The 21,815-nt window shown below is 34.5% G+C and carries 21 protein-coding genes, 1 tRNA gene and 1 pseudogene; 16 read left to right on the top strand and 7 right to left on the bottom strand.

Annotated features, from left to right (window positions below):
• Positions 1-132 precede the first annotated feature (132 nt).
• Genes yidC through OZD67_RS06485 form a run of 4 tightly spaced genes read left to right on the top strand, consistent with a single transcriptional unit; the run spans position 133 to position 2,945 of the window.
• The gene (gene yidC, locus OZD67_RS04855) at positions 133-1,842 is read left to right on the top strand and encodes a membrane protein insertase YidC (RefSeq protein WP_182182692.1); all 1,710 of its coding nucleotides are present in this window, start codon (positions 133-135) and stop codon (positions 1,840-1,842) included.
• Positions 1,820-2,248, top strand: coding sequence for a 6,7-dimethyl-8-ribityllumazine synthase (locus OZD67_RS04850; RefSeq protein WP_182182690.1), 429 nt, complete (start codon positions 1,820-1,822; stop codon positions 2,246-2,248). The genes yidC and OZD67_RS04850 overlap by 23 nt, the downstream gene beginning before the upstream one ends.
• Positions 2,248-2,730: a transcription antitermination factor NusB gene (nusB, locus tag OZD67_RS04845; RefSeq protein ID WP_182182688.1), complete on the top strand. Its 483-nt coding sequence runs from the start codon at positions 2,248-2,250 to the stop codon at positions 2,728-2,730. The genes OZD67_RS04850 and nusB overlap by 1 nt, the downstream gene beginning before the upstream one ends.
• A 53-nt stretch (positions 2,731-2,783) precedes the next feature.
• The gene (locus tag OZD67_RS06485; protein WP_410543703.1) at positions 2,784-2,945 is read left to right on the top strand and encodes a hypothetical protein; all 162 of its coding nucleotides are present in this window, start codon (positions 2,784-2,786) and stop codon (positions 2,943-2,945) included.
• 17 nt (positions 2,946-2,962) lie between these two features.
• Here OZD67_RS06485 and dut read toward each other — a convergent pair whose 3' ends face one another.
• Together dut and ygfZ are read right to left on the bottom strand one after the other, a co-directional pair.
• Positions 2,963-3,424, bottom strand: coding sequence for a dUTP diphosphatase (gene dut, locus OZD67_RS04835; protein WP_182182686.1), 462 nt, complete (start codon positions 3,422-3,424; stop codon positions 2,963-2,965).
• Positions 3,425-3,564: 140 nt separating this feature from the next.
• Positions 3,565-4,371: a CAF17-like 4Fe-4S cluster assembly/insertion protein YgfZ gene (gene ygfZ, locus OZD67_RS04830; RefSeq protein WP_182182684.1), complete on the bottom strand. Its 807-nt coding sequence runs from the start codon at positions 4,369-4,371 to the stop codon at positions 3,565-3,567.
• 153 nt (positions 4,372-4,524) lie between these two features.
• Between ygfZ and OZD67_RS04825 the strand changes: the two genes are divergently transcribed.
• The 6 genes from OZD67_RS04825 (at position 4,525) to OZD67_RS06475 (ending at position 11,763) form a co-directional block, all read left to right on the top strand.
• Positions 4,525-4,815: a co-chaperone GroES gene (locus OZD67_RS04825; RefSeq protein WP_375138149.1), complete on the top strand. Its 291-nt coding sequence runs from the start codon at positions 4,525-4,527 to the stop codon at positions 4,813-4,815.
• 100 nt (positions 4,816-4,915) lie between these two features.
• Positions 4,916-6,565, top strand: a complete 1,650-nt coding sequence (groL, locus tag OZD67_RS04820) for a chaperonin GroEL (RefSeq protein WP_182182682.1) — start codon at positions 4,916-4,918, stop codon at positions 6,563-6,565.
• 682 nt (positions 6,566-7,247) lie between these two features.
• The gene (locus tag OZD67_RS04815) at positions 7,248-7,751 is read left to right on the top strand and encodes a protein-disulfide reductase DsbD domain-containing protein (protein WP_182158475.1); all 504 of its coding nucleotides are present in this window, start codon (positions 7,248-7,250) and stop codon (positions 7,749-7,751) included.
• A 283-nt stretch (positions 7,752-8,034) separates the two neighbouring features.
• Positions 8,035-9,369, top strand: a complete 1,335-nt coding sequence (locus OZD67_RS04810) for an alanine:cation symporter family protein (protein WP_182182680.1) — start codon at positions 8,035-8,037, stop codon at positions 9,367-9,369.
• Between the two features lie 119 nt (positions 9,370-9,488).
• Positions 9,489-10,865, top strand: coding sequence for a hypothetical protein (locus tag OZD67_RS06480; protein WP_375138148.1), 1,377 nt, complete (start codon positions 9,489-9,491; stop codon positions 10,863-10,865).
• 208 nt (positions 10,866-11,073) lie between these two features.
• Complete coding sequence (locus OZD67_RS06475) at positions 11,074-11,763, top strand: hypothetical protein (RefSeq protein WP_375138147.1); 690 nt, start codon at positions 11,074-11,076, stop codon at positions 11,761-11,763.
• A 138-nt stretch (positions 11,764-11,901) separates the two neighbouring features.
• Here the strand turns inward: OZD67_RS06475 and OZD67_RS04800 are convergent, their stop codons facing one another.
• Both OZD67_RS04800 and OZD67_RS04795 read right to left on the bottom strand, forming a co-directional pair.
• Positions 11,902-12,360, bottom strand: coding sequence for a hypothetical protein (locus OZD67_RS04800; RefSeq protein ID WP_182182679.1), 459 nt, complete (start codon positions 12,358-12,360; stop codon positions 11,902-11,904).
• Between the two features lie 66 nt (positions 12,361-12,426).
• Positions 12,427-12,502, bottom strand: a tRNA-His gene (locus tag OZD67_RS04795).
• 150 nt (positions 12,503-12,652) lie between these two features.
• Between OZD67_RS04795 and murJ the strand changes: the two genes are divergently transcribed.
• From murJ to OZD67_RS04780, 3 genes are read left to right on the top strand one after another with little or no spacing between them, the layout of a single operon-like run.
• Positions 12,653-14,149 (top strand): murein biosynthesis integral membrane protein MurJ, encoded by a 1,497-nt coding sequence (murJ, locus tag OZD67_RS04790; RefSeq protein ID WP_182182677.1) that lies wholly within the window; start codon positions 12,653-12,655, stop codon positions 14,147-14,149.
• Positions 14,142-14,360, top strand: coding sequence for a hypothetical protein (locus OZD67_RS04785; RefSeq protein WP_182182675.1), 219 nt, complete (start codon positions 14,142-14,144; stop codon positions 14,358-14,360). The genes murJ and OZD67_RS04785 overlap by 8 nt, the downstream gene beginning before the upstream one ends.
• Positions 14,357-16,891 (top strand): AsmA family protein, encoded by a 2,535-nt coding sequence (locus OZD67_RS04780; RefSeq protein WP_182182674.1) that lies wholly within the window; start codon positions 14,357-14,359, stop codon positions 16,889-16,891. The genes OZD67_RS04785 and OZD67_RS04780 overlap by 4 nt, the downstream gene beginning before the upstream one ends.
• Before the next feature lie 54 nt (positions 16,892-16,945).
• Here OZD67_RS04780 and OZD67_RS04775 read toward each other — a convergent pair whose 3' ends face one another.
• The 3 genes from OZD67_RS04775 to OZD67_RS04765 form a co-directional block, all read right to left on the bottom strand.
• Positions 16,946-18,130, bottom strand: coding sequence for a phage portal protein (locus OZD67_RS04775; RefSeq protein WP_182182672.1), 1,185 nt, complete (start codon positions 18,128-18,130; stop codon positions 16,946-16,948).
• A 235-nt stretch (positions 18,131-18,365) separates the two neighbouring features.
• Entirely contained in the window at positions 18,366-18,608 is a 243-nt protein-coding gene (locus OZD67_RS04770) for a type II toxin-antitoxin system RelE family toxin (RefSeq protein ID WP_227738598.1), read from the bottom strand.
• The gene (locus OZD67_RS04765; RefSeq protein ID WP_182182670.1) at positions 18,605-18,838 is read right to left on the bottom strand and encodes a DUF6290 family protein; all 234 of its coding nucleotides are present in this window, start codon (positions 18,836-18,838) and stop codon (positions 18,605-18,607) included. Before OZD67_RS04765 ends, OZD67_RS04770 begins: the two co-directional genes overlap by 4 nt.
• Before the next feature lie 245 nt (positions 18,839-19,083).
• On the opposite strand from OZD67_RS04765, the gene lipB reads away from it, so the two are divergent.
• From lipB to OZD67_RS06630, 3 genes and pseudogenes are all read left to right on the top strand, one after another.
• Entirely contained in the window at positions 19,084-19,701 is a 618-nt protein-coding gene (gene lipB / locus OZD67_RS04760; RefSeq protein ID WP_182182668.1) for a lipoyl(octanoyl) transferase LipB, read from the top strand.
• Entirely contained in the window at positions 19,701-20,678 is a 978-nt protein-coding gene (locus OZD67_RS04755; RefSeq protein ID WP_182182666.1) for an LD-carboxypeptidase, read from the top strand. The genes lipB and OZD67_RS04755 overlap by 1 nt, the downstream gene beginning before the upstream one ends.
• A gap of 298 nt (positions 20,679-20,976) precedes the next feature.
• Positions 20,977-21,815, top strand: a pseudogene (locus tag OZD67_RS06630) (IS3 family transposase); the annotation flags it as partial.

The following is a 21,815-nucleotide window of genomic DNA, read 5'->3' as shown; positions in this document are numbered from 1 at the left end:
TGTTAAAATTTGAAGCTATTAAAATAAATTTTAAAGATTAGCGTTAAAAGTTATTATTAAAAACAAGTAAATTTTATTGTTTTAGTACAATATTTAATATACACTTTAAGAAGATATGTTTAATTTAATTTCATGTCAGAAGCAAAAAGTTTAATTTTAGCAGCTATCCTTTCCATGTTGATCATGGTATCTTGGCGCATTACTTATGATAATTTTTTTAGTGCAAACCAAAACCAGCCATTGATTGAAAATATTGAACATATCGAATCTTTTAACGACCTTGCTCCTATAATACACCAAAATCGTTCTGAAATTATTAATTCTACTCGAGAACAGAGGGTTAATTTAACCAATAACATGATTAAAGGATCAATTCCTTTGAAAGGTGCAAGGTTTGATGACTTAATCTTAACTAACTACCACTTAGAACCGAGTTCTTCTTCTCCACAAGTGGTGTTACTGTCACCTGCAGAATCAAAAGATGTATATTTCGCAGAATTTGGGTGGCTCGATCCGAATAAAAAGATTAAAGTTCCAGATTCTAAAACAGTTTGGCAAGCAGATAAACTCAATCAAAAAGAGGTCAATTTATTTTGGGATAATGAAAATGGCATTTTATTTAGAATGAAAATTAGCCTTGACGATAACTACATGTTTAAAGTTGAGCAAATTATTGAAAACAATACAAAAGATAATGTAGTTTTGGTTCCTTATGGTAGAATTAACCGTAAACGTGACAATATCAACGAATCTTATTGGATATCCCATGAAGGAGTGCTGGGTGCATTTGATAATAAACTAGAGGAGTGGACATATAAGGATATTTCCAAAAAACATTTAATAAAAGCAAGCACGAGTGAAAAAAATTGGCTTGGTTTTGCTGATAAATACTGGCTTACAGCCATCATACCTGAGAAATCTGATAAAATAAATGTAAGCATTAAACACACGAACGTTAATAATATTGATAAATTCCAAGTAGATTTTGTCAAACCTTACAAGAGCATACTTCCTAGCGCAAGTGTTTCTAATGTGAATTATTTTTTTGCTGGAGCAAAAAAGTTGAATTTACTGGATTCTTATAAGGATACTCTCAATATACCTTTATTTGATAAAGCTGTAGATTTTGGTGTTCTTTATTTTATAACCAAGCCAGTGTTTTTACTGCTTGAATATTTTAACTTCGTTTTAAAAAATTTTGGCTTAGCAATATTATTGCTGACTTTAGTAATCAAACTTTTGATGCTTCCCTTATCTAATAGATCATACATTTCGATGTTCAAGGTGAAAAGCCTGCAGCCTGAATTAACTCGTATAAAAGAGTTGTATAAAAATGACAGCTTAAAGCAGCACAAAGAGACAATTGCGTTGTTCAAGAGAAACAATGTAAACCCAATGTCGAGCATTTTTCCCATGCTAATACAAATACCGGTATTTTTTGCTCTATATAAAGTATTATTTGTTACTATAGAGATGAGGCATGCTCCTTTTTTTTTATGGATTAAGGATCTTTCAGCTCCTGACCCAACGAACATCTTTACATTCTTTGGGTTGTTTAATTATAACTTTCCTATTTCTATAGGCATTTTACCTATAATTTTCGGTGCCACAATGATAATTCAGCAGAAGCTAAGTGAGAAAGATCAATCCAGTAAAGATGATATTCAAGTAAATGTTATGAAGTTTTTACCTTACATTTCTGTCTTTATTTTTTCTTCTTTTCCTGCCGGCCTGGTAATATATTGGATATTTAATAATATTATAACTCTGATTCAACAATCATTAATAAAGTTGCTTTTAACAAGAAAAGTGGGGATGAATGTCGAAAATACTAATAGTTAATTCAATTTACCACACTGAAATAGTGAACCTTCTGCTTGAAGGTGCAGTCGATAGATTAAAAGAAAGTCATGCAAGCTATGACATAATTGAAGTTCCTGGTGCATTTGAGATACCAGCTACAATTCTCTTTGCAGTAAAAAGCAAGAATGCTAATTATGACGGTTATTTAGCTCTTGGGTGCGTGATTCGCGGTGAAACTGATCATTATAAATACGTTTGTAAAGGAGTAATCGAAGGCTTAAATGAAGTTATTATGCATTATGCAATACCCCTTGGTATGGGCGTAATTACCGCTGATAGCAAAGATAAAGCACTAATTAGAGCTGACAAAAACAAAAAGAACGTTGGTGGCCATGCAGCCTCAACTGTTTTGCATATGATAGATCTACACAATAAATTAAAATAATGGAAGAAAAACCAGTAGATAAAAAGTGGCGCATAAAAAGAAGTACGGCAAGATTTCTTGCCGTACAAATTGCTTATTCAAATATTTTTGTAAGTTACAACAAAAGCACTTTTAAATTGGAAAATTGTGAGCTTAAGGACTACATAAGTAAGTTGAAAGATATATTTGAATGTGAAGAATTTGAACATCAGTTCTTAGAAAACTTGTTATATAAGGTTATAAAAAGCAGTGAAGAATATGATAAAATAATAGAGTCTTATTTACATCCAAGCTGGTCCCTCTCACGGTTAAATCTTATAAGCTTATCTATCTTGCGTGTTGCAATATGTGAGTTGATTAATTGCGATACACCAGTTCCAGTTGTTATCAATGAGTATACTAACATTGCATCTGATTTACTTGATAAACCAAGCAAAATTGGTTTTGTTAATGGATTATTGGATAAGGCAAAAGATGCAGTTAAATTAAATAAAAATCCTTAGCAATTATAGCCAGCAAACACAGGGTGTCATCCGAGTAGCTGACACATAGCTGTATGAACATTGTCTACCAGGAGGGTATCATCCCAGTGCTTGACACTGGGATCCAGCTTTTGATAATTTCATCGAAAATGTTGTATAGTGCACAATCAATTTTTCTGGATCCCAGTGTCAAGCACTGGGATGACAAGAAAGGGAGCACTGGGATGACATCATAGTCAAGCTTTTTCGCAAATTACCTACCACTTGAACCAAAGCCCCCTGCATTGCGGCCGGTTTCTTCTGTGCAGAATTCTTCTCTGTCATCCCAAATTACTTGAGATACAGGAGAAATAAGGATTTGTGCGATTCTATCTCCTCTTTTTATTTTGTATAGCTGATTACTTAGATTAATTAGGCAAATTTCAACCTCACCTCGATAATCAGAGTCTATAGTGCCAGGAGAGTTTAAGACAGTGATTCCATGTTTTGCAGCAAGACCAGAACGTGGGCGGATTTGCCCCTCAAAACCGTTTGGTATTGCAATCACAATTCCAGTTGGAACAAGTAATCTCTCAAGTGGATTTAAAACAGCAGAGTCATTCAATGCAGCATAAAGATCCATACCAGCACTCTGCGTAGTTGCATAACATGGAAGAGACAAGTCTTCTCCGTGTGATAATCTTTTTATTTCTACTTTAATTTTACTTCTTTGCACTCCAATTTACCAACTATGAAGATTTAATTATAGCATGTAAATTGTATCTGCAAAAGTAATAAATGTTACATCGTAAATGATGTCATTCTGTGCGTGACGCCAGGCCATAAAATAAGTTTTTCGTTTCTATATGTGCTACCTTAAAACTTCAACGTCTTAACGCACTTAACCCCATCGACATATAAATTTGCATGACTTTTTTGAGTATTAAGCAATGCAAGTCCAATGTTGTCTACACTAGAGCGCAGTTCCCCTATTTCCTCATTATTTTCATTTGTCACTTTAGTGCCAATATCTGGAAGTACGTTATCCCCCTCAACAAGATAAAGTTTTCTTCTGAATATTTCTTGTCTGCTCATTCGATTTACGACTTCCTGACCTACATAACACCCCTTATTGAAGCTTATACCGTTTGCCTTATCGATTAAATATTGCAATGGGAACGATGAATTTTGTATCATATCTTTTGCCCCATCTGGGACAAGGTTTTTAATTCTAACTTTTTCATATTTAGTAAAATCCCCAACCGGTTCTTTTATTTCATCTTTATGTATGATCCTCATTCCTAGCAGCTTGTGCCTTGGATCTTGAAAAATAACTTGTGACTTACTACTACACTCCGCCAACTTAGTATCAAACAAAACTCCAACCTTATATAGTGCACTAATGTCTTTAATTTTCACTCTCAAATAAGTTTTAAGTAAATCTAGTTTCTCGATTATTTGCTGTAAGTGCACATTTTCGCACTCTAAGAAAATATATCTACCATATTCAATAAGAAAAAAATCATATAGGTATTTTCCCTGAGGGCTAAGCAATAAAGAGTAAATAGCTTTTTGGCTATCCAACTTATTAATATCATTGGTTATAATGCCTTGCAGAAAATCTCTAGTGTCAGGCCCATATAGCACTATTACACCACGACTTAAGAATGGTATATAACTCATGAAATCTCTATAAATAAACCTAAATTTTATTATATAACATTAGGCTCTTTATAGAAACTGCTTTTGGTGTGCATATTTCACAAACTCCAGCCCTTGAAATCTAACTTACGAGTATATATATAAAGTTATATGTTAATTTGAGCGGAAAAGCAAATGTTAAGTATAAATTTAAATGTATTGGATGATAGTGTACTGATCAAGCCTATTAGCGAGGAAAAGCAGGGTGGAATTATGCTTCCATCAAGTGCTGAAAAGAAACCTACTAAAGGTGAAATTGTAGCAACTGGTGAAGGTTCACGCAACTCAAATGGCGAACGCGTAGCTTTAACTGTAAAGGCTGGTGATAAAGTGTTCTATCGTCAATGGGCTGGTACAGAAATAGAACATAATGATGAAAAGCTTATCGTGATGAAAGAGTCCGATATACTTGCCGTCATTAAATAGCAGTCTTTATTTTACTAAACTGAAACAAAGCGCAACATGGCGCATTGTAAATGGTTTTATTATAGTTTTCTAAATTTTTTATTAACAAGAGGTGATAAAAATGACTAATGTAGTAGTATCAGGTGAGCAGTTGCAAGAAGCCTTTCGTGAAGTCGCAGCAATAGTGGATTCAACGGTAGCAATAACTGCGGGACCTAGAGGAAAAACAGTAGGGATTAATAAGCCCTATGGAGCACCAGAAATTACAAAAGATGGTTATAAGGTGATGAAGGGTATCAAGCCTGAAAAACCACTAAATGCTGCAATAGCAAGCATCTTTGCCCAAAGTTGTTCTCAATGTAACGACAAAGTTGGTGATGGTACAACGACGTGCTCAATATTAACTAGCAGCATGATAATGGAAGCTTCAAAATCAATTGCTGCTGGAAACGATCGTGTTGGTATTAAAAACGGAATACAGAAGGCAAAAGACGTAATATTAAAGGAAATTACGTCAATGTCTCGTACAATTTCTCTAGAGAAAATGGATGAAGTAGCGCAAGTTGCGATAATCTCTGCAAATGGTGATAAGGATATAGGTAACAGTATTGCTGATTCCGTGAAAAAAGTTGGAAAAGAGGGTGTGATCACTGTTGAAGAGAGTAAAGGTTCAAAAGAGTTAGAAGTTGAGCTGACTACTGGCATGCAATTTGATCGCGGTTATCTCTCTCCGTATTTTATTACAAATAATGAAAAAATGATCGTGGAGCTTGATAATCCTTATCTATTAATTACAGAGAAAAAATTAAATATTATTCAACCTTTACTTCCTATCCTTGAAGCTGTTGTTAAATCTGGTAAACCTTTGGTTATTATTGCAGAGGATATCGAAGGTGAAGCATTAAGCACTTTAGTTATCAATAAATTGCGTGGTGGTTTAAAAGTTGCTGCAGTAAAAGCTCCAGGTTTTGGTGACAGAAGAAAGGAGATGCTCGAAGACATAGCAACTTTGACTGGTGCTAAGTACGTCATAAAAGATGAACTTGGAGTCAAGATAGAAGATCTGACACTTGATGATCTTGGTACTGCTAAAAATGTTAAAATTACTAAAGATAATACCACAGTTGTCAGCGAAAATAGCGATTCTGACGATGTGAAAGCTAGAATCGAGCAGATCAAATCTCAAATTGAAACTTCAACTTCTGATTATGATAAAGAAAAGCTAAGAGAACGTTTAGCGAAATTATCAGGTGGTGTTGCTGTGCTAAAAGTTGGTGGAGCAACTGAAGTGGAAGTTAAAGAACGTAGAGATAGAGTTGAAGATGCGCTGCATGCAACAAGAGCTGCAATTGAAGAAGGCATAGTTCCAGGTGGTGGAGTTGCACTTCTTTATGCTTCATCTGTTCTCGACAAATTAAAAGGTGCAAGTGACGAAGAGCAAATAGGCATAAACATTATCAAGAAAGTTCTCAGTGCTCCAATTAGAAGGTTAGTTAAAAATGCTGGTCTTGAATCTGCTGTTATCATTGACTATTTGATTAAGCAGAATGATAAAGAGCTTATATACAACGTTGAGGCTATGAATTACGCTAATGCATTTACAGCTGGTGTGATTGATCCAGCAAAAGTGGTACGTATTGCTTTTGAAACAGCAATATCTGTTGCGAGTGTGCTGATTACTACTGAATCTATGATAGTTGATGTACCAAGCAAAGAAAATGCTTCATCTCCTATGGGCGCAGGAGAAATGGGTGGCATGGGTGGATTCTGAGTAGAGTGAAGCCGTGGAGCAATTGCTCCACGGTAGTTCCAAAAAACCTCACATTTTACTATTCGTTAAAGGTAATACGTTTGGTGCAGAAAGGCACTACTGTTTGTATCCGTTTCATCCCTTTATATTGTGGTTGTCTAATAACAAAAAGGCAGCATAAAAGAACTATAATCCCTAGTATATTTATACTATAGCTGACCCAAGCAATACGTCATACCGCGATTCATTCCACAACTGTACGAACATTATAATATGGCACATAGTAAACGATGTCATGAAAGTAGCTGACATTGGAATTCAGAAAAAAGGATGATGTCATTCCAGTGCTTGACACTGGAATCCAGCCTTTCCATAATCACCAAAGCATTGTATTTTAACAAAAAACAGCTATTTTTATGCTTGCCAACTTAATAAAATTCCTGGATCCCAGTGTCAAGCACTGGGATGACACCCTCCTGATGGGCCAAAATCACAATGTTCGTACAGTTGTGGATTCATTCGCGGTATCTCGGCATAGATTCCGCTAACAAGTAGCGGAATGACGAATTTGTCGTTTTTTAGATTGTTGTAAGTCAGTTTAGCTATAGCATAATGCTATATTAATAAATAATCTATATAATGTTATTAAATATAATACTTAAAATCTAAATTATTTTCTCTATAAAAGGAGAAATTTGCCTTAATGAAAATACATATATATTTAATATTGTTTTTATTTTTCTCTTGCACCCAATTATATGCTGACGAGGAAATTGCAAAATTTGATTTACTTATTGGCGAGATAAATGAAGCAAGCCTCACTCTTAAAGGTGCAATAAAGGTTACAGTAGAACCAGGCTGGCACATATATTATAAAGATCCTGGAGATTTCGGTCTTCCCACTTCTTTTGATTGTAAGGGTAACACATTAAACATAGATATTTACTGGCCTACTCCAAAGGAACATAGAGATAAAGTAGGAAGAGAGATATTTATCAGTAACGTATATAAGGATATGGTATTATTTCCCTTTAAGATGAATGTGTTTTCAAATCAAGGGTATATTGACCTTAACTTCCATATAAATTATGCGATATGTAAAGATAGGTGCATCCCTAAAAATGTTGAGATAAAAACCAGGCAACCACTAAAGGATTTTATAGATTCTGATATCAATAAACTTATAAATGAGTGGTATGAAAAATAGGGTTCTCATGGGGTAGGTGTCATTCCAGTGCGTGACACTGGAATCTCATTTACTTTTTTGTTCACTATGTGAGGAACTTGGGCCTACAAGTATATAAACATAATGGTTTCACATAAAAAATTTAGATCCCAGTGTCACGCACTGGGATGACAAGAAAGGAGCGCTAGGATGACAGAAAGAGGTGCTAGGATGACAGGAACGAAGTCATACGAACTCTAATAGAAAATAGGTTAAGTATTTTCAATTTTTGTTGTATACTTAAATAAAAATCTCACTTTTACAGATGGATACAGTAAAGTTTGTTTTATTACTGCCAACAATATTACTCATGCTAGTTGCTGGTGTTTACCTATCGGTTAAACTAAAATGGCTACAGATATTTAGATTGCCGTACGCCCTTTCACTCATTGGAGTTAAAAGAGGGGAAAATAAATTTTCTTCTATAGCCGCCCTGTTTACAATCTTAGGAGGAAATTTAGGAGTAGGAAACATTTCAGGAACTGCTGTTGCTCTAAAAACCGGAGGACCGGGCTCTATTTTATGGATGGCAATAATTATTGTTATCACTTCTGTGATAAAATATGTCACTTGTTATCTAAGTATAAAAACCAGAAAGGAAAAGAACGGACGGTTTATAGGTGGCCCTGTAGCCTACATGGCTGATGCATTTAATTCTAGAAAAGCTACAATTGTGTTTCTGGTTGTTATGATGATGGTTTCAATAACAGTTGGTAACCTTGTTCAGGTAAATTCTCTATCAATACCACTTAACATGATAGATGTGCCTGTAGTCATTGGTGGCATTGTAATGGCCATAATATTTTTTGTTGTTACAGTTCTCAGCTTAAAAAAAATTAAAATTTTTATATCGGCTATGATACCAATAATGACGGTAAGTTACCTCATACTTTGCGGTATCATATTATTTAAGTTCAGTGAAAATATCCTTCCTTCTCTAAAATTAATAACAAGCAGTTTTTTTACAACTAGTAGCTTTAACTCTGGTTTATCTCTAGGTTTGATTTTAGAAATGTTGACTATTATTCAAGTCGGAACTTTGCGAGGTATTTTTGCAACAGATATAGGGCTTGGCCTCGAAGGAATCGTGCACTCTTCAATTGTTCCTAAGAAAAATAATAATAAATTTATTATTGAACAGAGCCTAATCACAATAATATCGCCTTTTATAGTTGCATTCATAGTGTTTATTACAACAATGGTACTACTTGTCACAGATTCTTGGGTCACTGATTTAGAGAGTACTAACATGTGCATATTTGCTTTTAGAAAAGCTATGAATTGGCCCTATATTGACTATTTAATTATGGCCATAATGTTTTGTTTTGCCTTTACTACTATTTTTACTTGGTTTTTTTGCTCAAAACAGACAATACGCTATGCGTCTATGGATAATAAATACACTAAAATCTGGATTGTAATTTTTACCATGATCATTCCGCTTGGTGCGATGGGTAAAATCCGATTGCTATGGGATGTTGCTGATATCTCGATTGCTGCTTTGTTATTTATCAACATACTCGCTATACTCAAGTTAACCTCTCAAGATCCAGAAGTGTTTACTATGAGCAATAGATATTTAAAATTAGGCGCCAACTAAAAGTTGCCATCTGAGTAACAACACAACCTTCCTTAATAAAAATTCAACCAATGCTCATAATAATTATATTAGCTAGTATTAGCTAGAATTAAAGGCAGAGGGTTATTAGTGAGGGGTATATGAACACTAACGATACACAACAAGAACACATTTATAATGAGCGCATTCAAGAGTTTTTTCCTTTATTTGATAAAAAGGACGACCCAATTTATAATGCTAGAGTTGATTTTAACACAGTAAAGTTTTTAACAGAATGCACCGATTGGGATTGGAACGAAGATAAAGACAAAAATAAAGCATGTGGAGTTATTCTTCAGGAATGCAACAAGATAAAGAAAGCCGAACAAAAGCTCGAAAGTGAAGTTCAAAAAAGGTTGAAAGAGTATGTTGATGATGTTGCAGGAGTCTCAATATACGGTAATCACGCAAGTATTACGCTGGGAGATGACAAAAAAGAGTTTAAAATCAGCGAATTTTTAAATAGTGATTTTTGTCAGAAGAATGGAATATCGGGGTTTTCAACATTGCATAGCGATGGAAAGAGCGGAATGCATGGTTTTGTTGCCGAGGAAGGAGGGGAAAAAATAAGACATTATGTCGTAACTGATGGTTCATATGAAATGACTTTAAAGTGGTATGCAGAGGGGAAAGAATGTGAGATCAAAATTAAGATTGATGCTAACGGTGTAGACCTTGTTAAAGGTGATGATTTTTCTCTAGAACGGTTAGAAGCAAACAGAGATGTAAAAATAGGTGGTTTATTCTTGCATGAAATAGAATTCAGGGAAAAAGGACAAGGAAAATTGAATGAGATGAAAGAATCATCTGAAATCGCAATAAAAAGTAACAGTAGAGATATTGAGCAAGAGGTCAAAAAGCCTGTTCAAAAACACCCAGCTACTCATATAAATCGAGAAATTGGATCTCAGACCCCTCCGCTGCCACCACTTAGAACTAGTTCACTTCCATCTAAAGAAAATGTTGTCAATGAGCAAGGGGGAAGCAAACTTGGAAGCCAAAAACCAGATAGAAGTGAGCAAATACCTAATAATCAGCAACAACCTGAAATCCCGCAACAAGAAGGAAACAGCAAAAGCGCTCTATTACAAGAGATCAGGAATTTCAAGAAAAACAACTTAAGGCACACTGATGTTGATGATAGAGAAGCATCAATAGAAAGAAGCAAAGAAAATAACCCATGGAAGAAACTCAAGGATAAAATTCCTTATTCACCTTTTTCAGATATGCATGAACACAACAGTGATAACCGTGGTGCTAGTGATGCTGAGTGGGAAGAAAGTAAACAGCCACTTTCTGTTCCAAAACCTAATAGCAAAAGTGACTCGGGCTATTTACCTCAAATTCATGCTCAATCTCAAGTAGATCCTGAGCAGTCAAAGAGGAGCTTAGAGAACATTGAACAAAGTAACCAAACTCCCCTAAAAATCTTCTTAAAGAAATCAGAGATAGATCACAGCAAGATAATAGAGGATTAAGGCAAGTTGATCCTACTGATAAACTGCCACAAGATAAAGAAGATGGGTTGCAAAAAACGATTTAGCAGATGTAAAAACAGTAGAAGGTCCAACTGTTAGTGTCTCTGCTTCAACACCAAATAGTATAAGTGATTCAGGCTATTCATCTCCAACTCATGCTAATCATGAACAATCTCGAGTAAATTCTGGACAGTTAAAAGCGAGCCTAATGAATGCTGAACAAAGAGATGACACTCTACTTACGGAATTTACCAGTAAGTTGGATAAAGAAACTCAGAAGTTCCCACTAAAACCGGTGGATCAGAAAGAAATGAGCGAACAAACCAAAGAACATTTATTAGCAACTGGATTGCTAAAAGGAAATGCAGCGGAGACAAAAATAAACGATTCAGGCTACTCATCTCCAACTTATACTAGCCACTATAATTTTCAGGTAAGTCCTGAACAACTAGGGAAGAGATTAGAAACCATTGAATCAAAAAAAGAAGATACATTGGAAAAATTGAATAAAGGTTTAAAAGAACCTTCACAACAGGCTACTAAAACTAAAGATTTATCCTTAGACAGTATGTTGGAAAAAATAAAAGAAGGTAAACAATATGATCCTGTACGTAAGTTATTAGAAAGAAAAGTGGCAGAACAAGAAAATGATAATACTAATCTGACTATAGACAAAAATAGCGAACTATATAAATTGCTAGAAAAAGATGCAGCACAATTGAAAGTCGGAGTAATAGAAGAAGAAAGAGAAGAAAGAAAAGATACTTTAACGGAACACACTGATAGTTATGATCGCAATAGAATTGCATTAGCTAATAGAAATAAAAGGCCACTGGGTTGGGCTAAACGTATTGCTGAGTCACAAGAAAAAGATACTAATAAAAGTATTTTGATGTAAATTGAGGTTAGGGAATGTTCAAAAAAGTGTGTCAAACTGCATTTTTAACTCAACTCAATTTTCAATCTACCAGGAAAGAAAATATCAAGTTGAGATATAGTTAAAGCCCAATTAGGTATAGTGGGAGTGTTAAATAAACTATTCATACCCCTCCCCTTTTGAAGGAAAAATTCTTTCAACTATAGGTGATATAATATATTCATTCACTTTTTCAGCAGCAAGTAGTGTAGCCACGGTTGCAAATATCCCTGCAATTGGCGCTATTACTCCTATTGTTGCACCTGCTAAAGCTGCAGAGCCCAGTCCAAGCATTGCACCAGGAAAAATAGCAGTTGCGGCTGCAGCAAGGCCAACTCCAATTGCAGCGCTTGTAACGCATAAACAAGCAGATCCGAAAAGATCTTTTTTGGAGAATTCTCCTTTTTTTACACTATTGCATATAAGAAATGCAGCTAACAATATTACAGGAATGGCGGCAATAATTCCACCTATAACCAAAGGTGATAAAGCTGTAAAACTCAACCCCAAACCTGTCAACTCTCCTATCACTGATGCTATACCACACAATACTAAAACTCCTTTAGTGCCGTCATCCATATAACCTCCCTAATTAAATGATAATGCTACCATTTGTTCATATTTCTGTAAAGTAGAAAATTTTAGTGGGGCGAGCGACCAGGATTGAACTGGCGACATTCAGTACCACAAACTGACGCTCTACCAACTGAGCTACGCCCGCCAAGATATAAAATATCTAACATACGAGCGCAAATAGTCAATTGATTATTTAACTCTCCTTTTGCAGAGGGTTTTAAGTTTAGCCAATAAATATTTTCATTGATACTTTTACTATTATAGTTAATTGTATTGATACTAATGAAGTAGCGGTATGTTTAAAAGTATTTTCACATTTAGTTTTTTTACAGCTATTTCAAGGATCTCAGGGTTAATAAGAGATGTATTGATTGCTACGGTTATTGGTGCAAACTCTCTTGCAGACATATTTTTTTCTTCGTTTCGCTTTGCCAATCTATTTCGTGCATTTTTTGCAGAGGGAGCATTTACCACGTCCTTTATACCGTTATATTCAACAGAATCACACGATGATAAAAAGGCATTTAATCTTGCAAGTAGTGTAATATCCATTACGTTTATTATCTTAGTAATTTTTTGTCTTATCATGCAAACTTTCTCCCCTTATATGATTCAAATTTTTGCTCCTGGATTTGACCAAAGTAAGTTTACCCTTACTGTTACTTTATCAAGAATTATGATGCCCTACATAATCTTTGTGTCAATTGCATCACTTATTGGTGGAATGCTGCAAGTAAAGCAGCATTTTGCTTCAACAGCTATTGCACCAATCGTTTTGAATCTCTGTTTAATCATCAGTTTATTTGTGCCTTATATAAAAACCTCAGCGCACAACCTTTCTATAGCTGTGCTGATCGGAGGGATTTTACAGTTACTTCTGATACTGTTTAGTGCATACAAGTTAAAGGCAGCTTTTTCTTTTAGCCTTGAATTAAGCAATGAAGTAAGGTTGTTTTTTAAGCGTGTAATACCTGCAACTATCAACAATTGTGTAATACAAATAAGTGTATGGATTGACACAATCATGGCGAGTTTTATACCAAATGCGGTGTCTTATATATATTATGCCGATAGACTAAATCAACTACCGCAGGGAATAATCGGTACTGCAATTGGTACAGTGCTTCTTCCTTTAATTTCAAAACAGGTGAATAATACTGAAAATATAGTCAAAATACAGAATAAGGCTCTCAACATAGGATTAATGTTAATTATGCCAACAACTGCTGCCTTTATCATTATTCCCGACATAATTTTACTTACGCTTTTTTCTTACGGCAGATTTGATCATTATGCAGTGCAGCAAACTGCTCCCACGTTAATAGCATTTTCTCTTTCTTTACCTGCATTTATTATAAATAAAGTATTGCTACCCACATTTTTTGCTAAAGGCAATCTGAAAATACCAACTATGTTTTCACTAATGTGCCTTGGAATTAATGTAGTGCTAAACCTCATGTTAATGAACGAATATCAGCATACGGGAATTGCTATTGCTACTTCTGTTTCCACTTGGATAAATTCTATTCTATTAATTAGTTATTTAACAATAAATAAAATGTATAAGGTTAGCCAAGCATTATTGTTAAATATCATGAAAATTTTTGTAGCAACGGTAGTCATGTCAATAGCCCTTTATATTTTTAATTCTTTGTTGGCAGGATTATTTTTTGATAAAATGTTGGCTCGTATTGTTTATTTAACGACTTTAATAGCTTTGAGTGTTATTGTTTATTTTGGTACTCTTTACCTAACATTTATAGGGAATTTGAATAATTTGAAATATGTATAAACTAGATCTTTTGCTAAAGGAACAGCAAACGGTGTCATCCCAGTGCTTGACACTGGGATCCAGATATAAAAATATTTGCAAATTATGCAATAGACAACAGATTCTAGGAGCATACGCTGAAATAATGCTCATGATGAAAATAAGATGGATCCCAGTGTCACGCACTGGGATGACAAGACGAAGAGATGCCGGAATGAGAGGTCTACTATGAAACTTTCTTTATACGCCATATTATCAATTTCTTTAGTATTAGTCCTTCTTCATGTTGCCGCAGTTTTTAAGGATTGGAGTGGCTACAGGAAATATATCATAAAAGAGCTGGAGAGGACGTATGATGCTAAAGTGCATATTGGAGGGAAAGTTGAAGTTTCACTCATTACTCCAAAGCTCACTATTTATAATGTATATGTACAATACAACGAAAATAAAGAGCAAAAGTTATCAGATTTAATTAGTGTAAGAAAAATTGAAATAAGGCCATCGTTCCTATCCTTGTTTTTATTTTCGTTGCAACCAAAATCAATCACATTGTTTGGCATGAAAAGCAATAAAGAAAATTTAATCAATATTATAAATACAAAAGCCAGTGGTAACACAGTCGATATAGTAATAAAAGACAGTCAAGTAAGTTTTAACGCTTATATTGTTAACATAAAGGAAGTTGCTGTAAAAAAAAATAAGCAGTTTTTTGGTGAAGTAAAGGTAGGTGATAATAATTACGATTTTTCAGGAAAGGTTAATATCACAAAAAAGAATGTATACATTAGTGTTGAATCAAATTTTGTAAATTTGCTATTTACAGGTAATAGAAATCAAGAAGAACTCCAGGGTAATTTAACACTAACGATTAATAATAGTTCCGGTTCTGTGAGTGATTTAGCAAAAATCATTAATCTTAGCTTTCTTTCTTGTGTTATTCCTAGTGAAAATATTGAGATATCATCTAATATCAACCTCGATGAAAATGAGTTTACGGTAACTGACTTGAAAATTGATTCCAAAAGCATGCAAGCCAGTGGTACAATACAAAATGATAGAAAAGGCGATCACACTAATCTCAATATTAGCTTCAGCAAAGTTGACTTAGATTCCATACAAAATGATTCACAAAAAACAACGAATATGAAAGACCTTCTGGAATGCTTTAGAGCAGTTGTGCCAAAGAACTTGAGCTTAAATTTTAATATGGAAGCTTCTAACATTCAAGATCAAAACAAAATATTGGACAATTTTCGTGCTGTACTAAAATCCACTGATGGCAAAGTAAAAGTTAATACGCTTCTTAAATTTCCTGGAATCAATAATATATCTTACTTATCAGGAGAGATCTCAAATAATAATGCCCTATCTGAGTTCGACGGTGATTTATTAGTCGAAGGAGGTGATTTTGAGTCATTCATTTCATGTTTTTTCCCTTCTATAAAGATGAAAGAAAACCAGAAAAATCAATTTACACTAAGTTCTAAATTGCACCTTGCACCAAGAATATTATCTATCTCAGACATTAGATTGCTAAATAATAAGGAATTCTTGCAAGGATCAATTAAGATGAGTTACGCAAAAAAACGCAGTGTGATTGATGGTAAATTTAGCATGCATAATCTTGATGCAGATAAATATGATCATTCATTATTTAGCAGTTTATCTAAAATGCAACGGCTGAAAAATTTTCAGTATGATGCAAATATAAAGGCTAGTGTTAATAACCTTATATTAAATGATACGAAAATTAAAAATTTGGATTTTTTGCTGAAAATGGAAAAAGGTAAGCTAGTTGCAGATAAAATAAAACTATCTGGAGAAGATTTCGATATTACCGGTAATGCAAAAATATTAGTAGATCAAAAATACGCCAAACCTTTATTAGATGTGAACCTTACGGGCAATAAATTTAATGGAAATATCTTTAAATTACCAAATTTAGTAGAGGTAAAAAGAAATTCAAGAAATGAGATAGATCAAATTCAATGGTCAACAAAGCAGCTTGATTTTTTGAATGACAAAGAAGGCTTTGATGCAAATGTGCAAATCAATACTGCAGAATTTAAAACCGAGCAGAATATTTTGAAAGATTTTAATTTGGATGCGGTAATGAGAAATAACGTTATCACTATCAGGCAGGCAAGTTACATATTAGAACACGGGCAAGTGTTTTTTCAGGGTTATTTAAGATCAGACTCAATGAATACAAGATTTTCTATTGTAAATTTGGACACTAAAAAGATTGGTAAGGTTATAGGAATTGACAACGTAAATGGTCAGGTAAGCTTAAATGGTGAAATCAAAACTCAAGGAAAAAGTTTTCATGATTGGGCTAGTAACTTATCAGGAGATGTAAACCTACAAGCGCAGGGAATAGAAGTTACTAATGTAGATTGCAATTCATTTATCACTAATTTGTTAAGCAGTAAGAATAAGTCTGAAATTTCCACATTTGCTTATGTTGATATATATAATGGCAGTACATTTTTTGAAAATATTAGCGGAAAAGCAAGTATTAAGAGTGGTATATGTTCAACTAGTTTACAATTCGGGATTGATCAGGCATCAGGGTCGATCTCTTCTAATTTAACCTTATCTAACTTCGCTTTAGTTTCTATATTCAGGTTCTTTTTCATACCACAAAACTATAGTAATCCAATCTATATCGATATGCACTTGGACGGCCCTATTTGGCGTCCTAAGATGAGTTTTGATGTAAACCAAATCTTCATCGCTTTGGTTGGCAAGAGGAATAGTTAATTTACTTAGGTGTACGGTTTAGGGGACAATAAACTCATCTGAACGGATACAAACTTAACCTAATTCATCACCACCCGTCAATGGCGGCAAGCCAAAAGCTTCTCTTTTTTCATTGAGCGTCATGAAGCTTGCATTTTCTACGTATTTCCACAACTTTTGTCTCTTTTCCATGAGTATTTCTATTGCATCTTTATCGTACGACAAACACAGATTTTCACCAAATTTTGGTGTTAGCCAAGAATTCAGATGACAGATAATATTTTCTAGCATTGGTAAAACCGTCTGCCCCCAGAGGGATAAGCGTGCTTCGACTAAATTGCTATAAGTGTTATCACCTGGTATGCCAAGCAACTGCGGCGGGACGCAAAAAGCCAGGGCAATATCACGAGCTGAGCTGTGTTTGGATTCAATAAAATCCATATCCCTTGGTGATAAGCTCATTTCTTTCCACTCCAAGCCTCCTTCAAGCAATATCGGTCTTCCAGCATTGACAGAACCTGAATAATGATCATTTATTTGCTCTTTTAAGCGTTGGTACTGCTCTTGACTTAAACTTCCACCACTCCCGTCCTTCGCTGATTTCACAACTATTGCACCACTTGGTCTTGCCCCATTTTGCAACATCACTTGATTCCAAGCACCCGCCTGATTATGCTGATCTATGCTATATGCAGCTGCCTCAATTGGTGATAATCCATACCAATCATTCAAAGGGTTAAAGGTCTTTAGGTGCAACACTGCTGAACGTCCGGTTAGTTTATCAACTTTAAAGTCATAACCGTTGTTATTTATGGTATAACGATAGATATAAGGAACGTTATTTCTCCCCGGAACAATTTCAACCCTATCAGGGCGCAGAAGATAAAGCTCTGTTGGTGGTTTTTTATTGTTCTGCGGCTCAACCATCAATATATAAGAATTGCCGTTAACTAACCGATAAGTTACAATCCCCTCAATAAATTCCGATTTTGATGTCATTGGATTAGGAGAATAAAGTAATCTCAGTAATGGATGGGCTTTTAGTTGCGATTTTCCCTGTTCAGTAAGCTGGCAGAGAGTAAAAGGTACCGAAGATGCAGCACTTGCAATCATATTAATTGCTCGAAAGGCAATAACATTTTTTATGTAACCTTCCTCAGCAAAACTTACATAATCACGCTTACTCCAACTTGGTTCCATCATTAGCTGCAAAGCAGAATATTCACTGCTTTTCTTTCTTTGAAAAATGTTGAAATTCATATGTGCCTCCTAAAAAATTGAATTTGTGGTAGAATTATATCAATTGGTGTCACAGGAAGGATATACTAACGTACGAACATTATGTTTGAGAGCAATCTCTACACAGTAGTTAAATGGCAGGCACAATAAGGGGTAGCAAAAAGAATGAGCTTTTTTTTTGAGCTAAGCGAAGCCACCTAAGGTAGAAAATGAATCAGGAAGGAGTAAAAATATATTTAATGTTTATATGATGTACTTACTTATAAATATCTTTTCTGTGTCCTATCTCTGTGATAACCACTTCATATTTTATAATATTTACGGAATAGATAACGCGATAATCACCTACCCTTAATCTTCTTTGTCCTTTAAATCTGTAATATAATGGCTCACCAAGGTTAATGGGATCAACTGTAAGGCGCTTATTTATCGCATTTATGATCCTTAATCTTATTGTTTTTGGAAGAGCTGGAAGGTCTTTCTCAAGAACGCTTTCTATGAAGATAATATTGTATTCCAGTCTACATCCTCACTTCTAATTTTCTTTACACCTGAAACATTACGTTTAGCAGCACGCTCAATTAGTATTTTATCTTCCTCATTTTCAATTGCTTCTTGTATTAGCTTCTCTGTTAGTTCTTTAATGGACTTATTTCTTATTTTAGCCAGTCCGGCAAGACACTCTGAAATTTCGTTGTTGAAAGTTATGCTAAATCTTGAGTCTGCCATATATTTTACCTAAAATCTACTAATAATTGTACAACATTTTTCTGAATTTTTCAATAAAAAAAGTTGCCTATACGTAAAGAGGACCTGTGTTGACAAACAATTAAACATTTGTCATGTACTATGTTTGTTAAGGAGAAATAGCACAGAAGTTAGTATTAAGTATACTAGGAATAAGAAAGGCTGCGCTCAGTGTCACACACTGGAATAACAGGAAAATGCTATACTAAAAAGAAAAGAAATTGAACATGACAGAATGGCTAATATCTAATCAGCTTATTGATTATAACTGTGCCGTAAAGTCTATGGAAGAAAAAATTCAACAGATTTACAATAATTCAGCAGACGAATTGGTATGGCTACTCCAGCACCCTCCACTTTATACTGCAGGAATCAGTGCAACAGATGATGATATTGTTGAAAAACTATTTCCTATATATAAAACAGGCAGGGGTGGCAAATACACATATCATGGGCCAGGACAACGTGTTATATATTTAATGTTAAACCTTAAAAAAAGAAATAAATGCGACATAAAGCTATATATTAGAGACCTAAGTAAATGGATAATAAATGTTTTAAAGCAATTTAATATACTTGGAGAATTTAAAGAGGATAGAATAGGTGTTTGGGTGAATAACAATGGAGTAGAAAAAAAAATTGCAGCTTTTGGTATTCGCTTAAGAAAATGGGTAACTTATCATGGCATAGCGCTTAACGTCTTTCCAGATCTCTCTCACTATAAGGGTATTATTCCTTGTGGACTGCAAGATTATGGCGTTACATCAATGGAAGAATTAGGAGTTAAAGTTCTACTTTCTGAACTCGATGATATACTAAAAAAAGAGTTTTATAAGATATTTTAATGATCATTTACCTTTTATATTTTATTTTCACTTTATGTGCTAACACAGGTATTCATGCAATGGACCAAGTTGATATTATTGCTCCTTCTTCCAAGGGAAAAGAATCAGACCTGACTACCATAAAAGAGTATGTAGAAGCCTTGAATTTCAGTCCCAATATCTCAGAGAAAATATATAGCAATGATAATCCATTCTACTCTAACTCTGATGAATTTAGAGCAAATGATTTGATTAGAGCACTAACTGATGATAGTAAAATAATTTGGTGCATCAGAGGAGGAGAAGGGGCTTCTCGGTTAATTCCCTATCTAGAAAAGCTACCCAATGATAAAAAAGAAAGGATTGCTCAAAACAAAAAAATCCTCATAGGCTATAGCGATATAACTGCCTTGCATATCTATCTACAAGCTAAATATGATTGGCAAACTCTTCACGGCACCATGTTGGAAATGATAGTAAATAGCTCCGTTTCTGAAAGCTCTGTTGAAAAATTGAAAGAGTTAATTCTTAACAAGCAGGATTCTATCAGATTTGATAACCTAAAGATGATAAACAATGGCATTAGACTAAAAGATGGCAGATTAGAGTCTAAAGTCATCGGTGGTAATATGACTTTAGTTGAAAATAGTATAGGAACCGCTTGGCAAATAAATGTGAAAGGTAAAATTCTATTTTTAGAGGACATAAGAGTTTACCCATATGCAATAGAGCGCAGTTTAGATCACCTAAAACAAGCTCACATTTTTGATGGAGTGCATGCAGTAATCTTTGGGGATTTCGTTAACTGTTATAATGATAATCTTGTTGAAGTCGTAAAAGAAAGGTTTGCAAAAAGTGTTAACTTTCCTGTATTTACAATGAAAGGGGTAGGCCATGGGCATATAAACGATCCTTTGCCTCTTAACACTCACGCTATTATTAGCGTTCAAGACGAAAAAGAAGGTTTGTTTTTTATGGATGTGCAGAATGTTAGCTAATCTTATAGCTAATGCGAGCTCTACGTCATGCCGCCGTGGTATCTCTTAGCCGCTAACACGTACTTAACCGTCATACTGCGATTTATTCGCGGTATCTCATCCACTAACAAGAGATCCCGCTAACATGTAGCGGGATGACGAATTGCTTAACCGTCATTCCGCCGCAGACCGTCATTCCGCGATTCATTCGCGGTATCTCATCCACTAACAAGAGATCCCTGACCTTACCCAGAAAAAGTAGAGAGGAAGTTAAGACGTTTTTGAAGTAAAATAGAACGTTTTTTCAAAGAGGTGTAATATGGGAAACAGAAGGGAATATATAATAGAGTTTAAATTGGAAGCAATAAAACTAGTAAGAGAAACAGGTCAACCGTCAGCAAAAATAGCAAGAGATTTAGGCATGAGTGGAGATTTATTAAGCAGATGGGTAAGAAAATATAATGAAAAAATGTCAGAAGTAGATGCATTTCCAGGCAAAGGAAAGTTAGCTACTTATGACAAAGAAAGGTTTGACTTAAAGAAAGAGTTAGCAAGAATAACTAGGGAAAGAGACATTTAAAAAAAAGCCCTGGGATATTTTGCCAGCCAAAAGGAGTAAAATATTCTTTTATAAAAGAGCATAGAAGCAGCTATAAAATACAGGAGTTATGTAGGTTTTTAAATGTATCTGCTTGTGGTTATTATAAATGGGTTGCTCAGGAGAAAAGCAATAAAGAATTAGCAAGAGAGGAGCTTCTAGCAGATATTCAAAAAATATATCAAGCATCACAATGCAGGTACGGAGCTCCTAAAATCCATGCTGAACTAAAAGCTTTAGGCAAAAATTATAACATCAAAACAGTGCAAGATGTAATGCAAAAAAATGGCATTCAAGCTAAGCTTAGAAGAAGATTCAAAACTAAAAAACAGCAAACAGACAGTAGGATTATAGCTCCAAATATCCTGGATCAAAATTTTACTACGGACCAGCCCAATAAGGTATGGGTAACTGATATTACTTATATAAAAACCAAAGAAGGCTGGCTATATTTGGCAGCAATAATTGACTTATATTCACGTATGGTAGTTAATGAGTAGTTCAATGGATAAACAATTAATTATAGATGCTTTATTTATGGCTGTTAATAAACGCAAACC

It is taken from the genome of Wolbachia endosymbiont of Drosophila nikananu, from assembly GCF_028981865.1.
Lineage (GTDB): Bacteria > Pseudomonadota > Alphaproteobacteria > Rickettsiales > Anaplasmataceae > Wolbachia > Wolbachia pipientis_B.
Note: the sequence above shows the minus strand (reverse complement) of the source record. Positions and strands in the feature narration are given on the sequence as shown.